This is a genomic window from Mycobacterium sp. E2462 (assembly GCF_001672685.1).
Lineage (GTDB): Bacteria > Actinomycetota > Actinomycetes > Mycobacteriales > Mycobacteriaceae > Mycobacterium.
Window position 1 is genome coordinate 1 of record NZ_LZKC01000010.1, and the last position, 3,655, is coordinate 3,655.

4 protein-coding genes are annotated in these 3,655 nt (G+C 71.7%); 1 reads left to right on the forward strand and 3 read right to left on the reverse strand.

Going from position 1 to position 3,655, the window contains the following annotated elements:
• The 3 genes from dnaG to A5714_RS00265 all read right to left on the reverse strand — a co-directional run.
• On the reverse strand, positions 1 to 1,169 hold a 1,169-nt coding region (dnaG, locus tag A5714_RS00255), incomplete at its 3' end, for a DNA primase (RefSeq protein WP_068281693.1).
• Positions 1,170 to 1,199: 30 nt separating this feature from the next.
• Positions 1,200 to 1,814, reverse strand: a complete 615-nt coding sequence (locus tag A5714_RS00260) for a superoxide dismutase family protein (protein ID WP_068065738.1) — start codon at positions 1,812 to 1,814, stop codon at positions 1,200 to 1,202.
• 68 nt (positions 1,815 to 1,882) lie between these two features.
• A complete protein-coding gene (locus A5714_RS00265) occupies positions 1,883 to 3,157 on the reverse strand; it encodes a deoxyguanosinetriphosphate triphosphohydrolase (protein WP_068065735.1) in 1,275 nt (424 codons plus the stop codon).
• An 80-nt stretch (positions 3,158 to 3,237) separates the two neighbouring features.
• Between A5714_RS00265 and A5714_RS00270 the strand changes: the two genes are divergently transcribed.
• Positions 3,238 to 3,655: TPM domain-containing protein (locus A5714_RS00270; protein ID WP_197513487.1), on the forward strand; the 418-nt coding region annotated here is incomplete at its 3' end.

Sequence of the window (3,655 nt, forward strand, 5' to 3'; positions counted from 1 at the left end):
CGCAGCGCGCCGTCACCGGACCTCAACCGCAGGTCGCAGGGATCCATGCCGTCGGGGGCCACCGCGACGAAGGACTGCCCCGCCAAGTTCTGCTCGCCGTCGAAGGCCTTGAGCGCGGCGGCCCGCCCGGCCGCGTCGCCGTCGAACACGTAGATGAGTTCGCCGCGAAAGAAGCTGTCGTCCATCATGAGTCGGCGCAGCATCGCCAGGTGGTCGTCGCCGAACGCGGTGCCGCAGGAGGCGACCGCCGTGGTCACCCCGGACAGGTGCATCGCCATCACGTCGGTGTAGCCCTCGACGACCACCGCCTGGTGACCCCTGGCGATGTCGCGTTTGGCCAAGTCGATGCCGAACATCACCGACGACTTCTTGTAGAGCAGCGTCTCGGGGGTGTTGATGTACTTGGCTTCCATCGGGTCGTCGTCGTAGAGCCGCCGGGCGCCGAAGCCGATCACCTCCCCCGCGGAGGTGCGGATCGGCCACAGCAGCCTGCGGTGGAAGCGGTCCATCGGCCCGCGGCGACCCTGCCGGGACAGGCCCGCCGCCTCGAGCTCCTTGAACTCAAAGCCCTTGCGTATCAGATGTTTTGTCAGCGAATCCCAGCCCGAGGGCGCGTAGCCGCAACCGAACTGGCGGGCCGCGTCGGCGTCGAAATTGCGTTCCGTCAGATATTGCCGGGCCGGCGCCGCCTCGGGGGTCTCCAGCGCCGCCGCGTAGAACTCCGCGGCCGCCGCGTTGGCCGTGATGAGCCGGGTGCGGCTGCCGCGGTCGCGCTGGACGCTGGTCGCCGGCCCGGTGTAGTTGATGGTGTGGCCGATCCGGTCGGCGAGCAGTTCGACGGCCTCGACGAAGCTGACGTGCTCGATCTTTTGTATGAACGCATACACGTCACCGCCCTCCCCGCAACCGAAGCAGTGGAAGTGCCCGTGGTTGGGGCGCACGTGAAACGACGGCGACTTCTCGTCGTGGAAGGGGCACAGGCCCTTCAGCGAATCCGCACCGGCGCGGCGCAATTGGACGTAGTCACCGACGACCTCGTCGATGCGCACCCGCTCGCGGATGGCGGCGATGTCGCGGTCGGGGACGCGGCCGCGGGTCCGGCCGTCGGCGCCCCGCGCCCCGTCCCCCTCCCGGGGGGTGGGATAGCGCGAGCCGGCCGGGCTGGTCATCGGTTCAGTGTAGGGCGCCGGGCGGTTCGGCTAGCCCGTACCGATCACACCGCAGGCGACCCGGTCCATCGCGGTGTCGGTGTCGGAAACGCCGTGCAGCATCAGGGCGGTCTTGGTGCCGGCGAGCAATTCGTCGCGGTTGACCGCGTCGGTGGTGGTGACCAGGTAGGCCGACCCGTCCTGGCGGACCTCCAACGCCGTCAGGTCGCCGCTCTCCGGCTTACCGGTGTGACCGGGCGCCTGGTAGTGACCGCCGGCGGACAGGAAGTTGCCGGCCGGGCCGCCGGTGGGGGCGACGGAGTTCGGCTCGCACTTGCCGATCTCGTGGATGTGCAGGCCGTGGAAGCCGGGCGCCAGGATGCCGGGCGTCGTGGTCTTCACGGTGACGGTCACGTACCCGCCGGAGAACTCGAAGGTCGCGCTGGCCACCGACCGGCCGTCCGGCGCCTTGAGCTGCGCGGTGAGCGGGCCGGCGCCGGCGGCCGGGGTCGCTTCGGCGGACGACGAGGGCGCGTCGCTCTTCACGGGCGGGGTGGTGCCCGGCTGGTTGCTCGCGTGCTGCGGTGAGCTGCAGGCGGTCACGGCGGCGACGGGAAGCCCGACCAGGAGAGCGGCGATGGCGGTGGGGCCGCTGAACTTCGTCATGCCGGGCAGCCTAACTCGCCAGCGCCGCGACGCCGCCACGATGGGACGACTTGGTCGCCGTCGACCGGCTACGGCGCGGCCTGGCGGGCGTCGATCTGCTCCAGCCGGCCCTCGGTGTAGGAGGCGATCTGGTCGACGACCACCCGCAGCCGCCCGGCGTCGTCGGCGGCGGCGGTGAATGCGGCGGCGAAGATGGGGTCCAGCGTCCGGGGTGCGCCGGCATGCAGCCACTCCGCCACCCGGTGGATGCGGTCGCGCTGCCCGGCCTGGGTCTGTTGATGGCGCGGATCGGACATGATGAACTGCAGCGCCAGGATTTTCAGCAGCGCCACCTCGGCGCGCACCAGGTCGGGCACCTCCAGGTTCGCCCGGTACCGCGCCAGCGGGCCCGGGCCGGCGGCCGCGCGGGTGGTGGCGATGGCGGCCGAGGCGAACCGGCCGACCAATTCGCTGGTCAGCTGCTTGAGCGCGACCGACGCCGCCAGCGTGGCGTCGTATTTGCCGACCGCGGCCACCACCGGCAGGCCCGACAGCCGCCGCGCGGCCGCGAGGAAATCGTCGGCGCTCAACCACGCGTGCTCGCTGGCCCCCAGCGCGGCCAAGGCCGCCGCCTCGTCGTCGTCGCCGAGCACCCGCAGGTCGATGCGCTGGGACACCACGCCGTCCTCGACGTCGTGCACGGAGTACGCGACGTCGTCGGCCCAGTCCATCACCTGAGCCTCCAGGCACGTACGACCCTCGGGCGCGCCGGCGCGCACCCAGGCCGCCGGCTCGCGGTCGGCGTCGTAGAAACCGAACTTGCTGCACCCGGCGGCGAGCCCCTCGGCGCGGGTCCACGGGTACTTGGTGACGGCGTCCAGTGACGCCCGCGTGAGGTTGAGCCCGGCGCTGTTGCCTTGAGCGTCAAGCACTTTCGGCTCGAGGCTGGTGAGGATGCGGAAGTTTTGAGCGTTGCCCTCGAAGCCGCCGTAGCCGGCGGCGACCTCGTCGAGCGCGCGTTCGCCGTTGTGCCCGTACGGCGGGTGCCCGATGTCGTGGGCCAACCCCGCCAGCTCGACCAGGTCGAGGTCGCAACCCAGCCCGATGGCCATCCCCCGCCCGATCTGGGCAACCTCCAGCGAGTGCGTCAGGCGGGTGCGCGGCGTGTCGCCCTCGCGCGGCCCGACCACCTGGGTCTTGTCGGCCAGGCGCCGCAGCGCGGCGCTGTGCAGGACCCGCGCGCGGTCCCGCGCGAAGTCGGTGCGGTGCTGCCCCTCGGTGCCCGGCAGGCCGGCGGTCTTCGGCGCTTCGAGGACCCGTCGGTCACGGTCGAAGTCGTCGTAGGGCTCGTGCTCGTTCGTCATCACCGAGGCACAGTCTGCCAGGCAACGCCCGGCTCGCCCGTCGCCGCCGCACGCAGTGGCACGGGACTAAATTGGCGGCTATGCGCATCGCCCGCCTGCTGGCCGTCGTCGCGACGGCCGTCGCGGTCGCCCTCGGCGGCGGTGTGCTGGTGGCGCCGCCGGCCGGCGCCCAACCGCCGTTGCGGCTGGCCGATTACGTCACCGATCAGTCCGCGGCGCTGTCGGATTCGGGGCGTGCGGCGGTGACCTCCGCGATCGGCAAGCTTTACGACGATCGCCACATCCGGTTGTGGGTCGTCTACGTCGACGACTTCTCCGGGTACAACGCCGTCGACTGGGCGCAGCGCACGGTGCGCTCCAGCGAGCTGGGCGAGTTCGACGCGCTGCTGGCCGTCGCCACCCGCAGCCGCGCCTACGCCTTCCTGGTGCCGTCCACCATCAAGAGCATCCGCCCCGGTCAGGTCGACGCGTTGCGGCGCAACAAGATCGAGCCGGCCC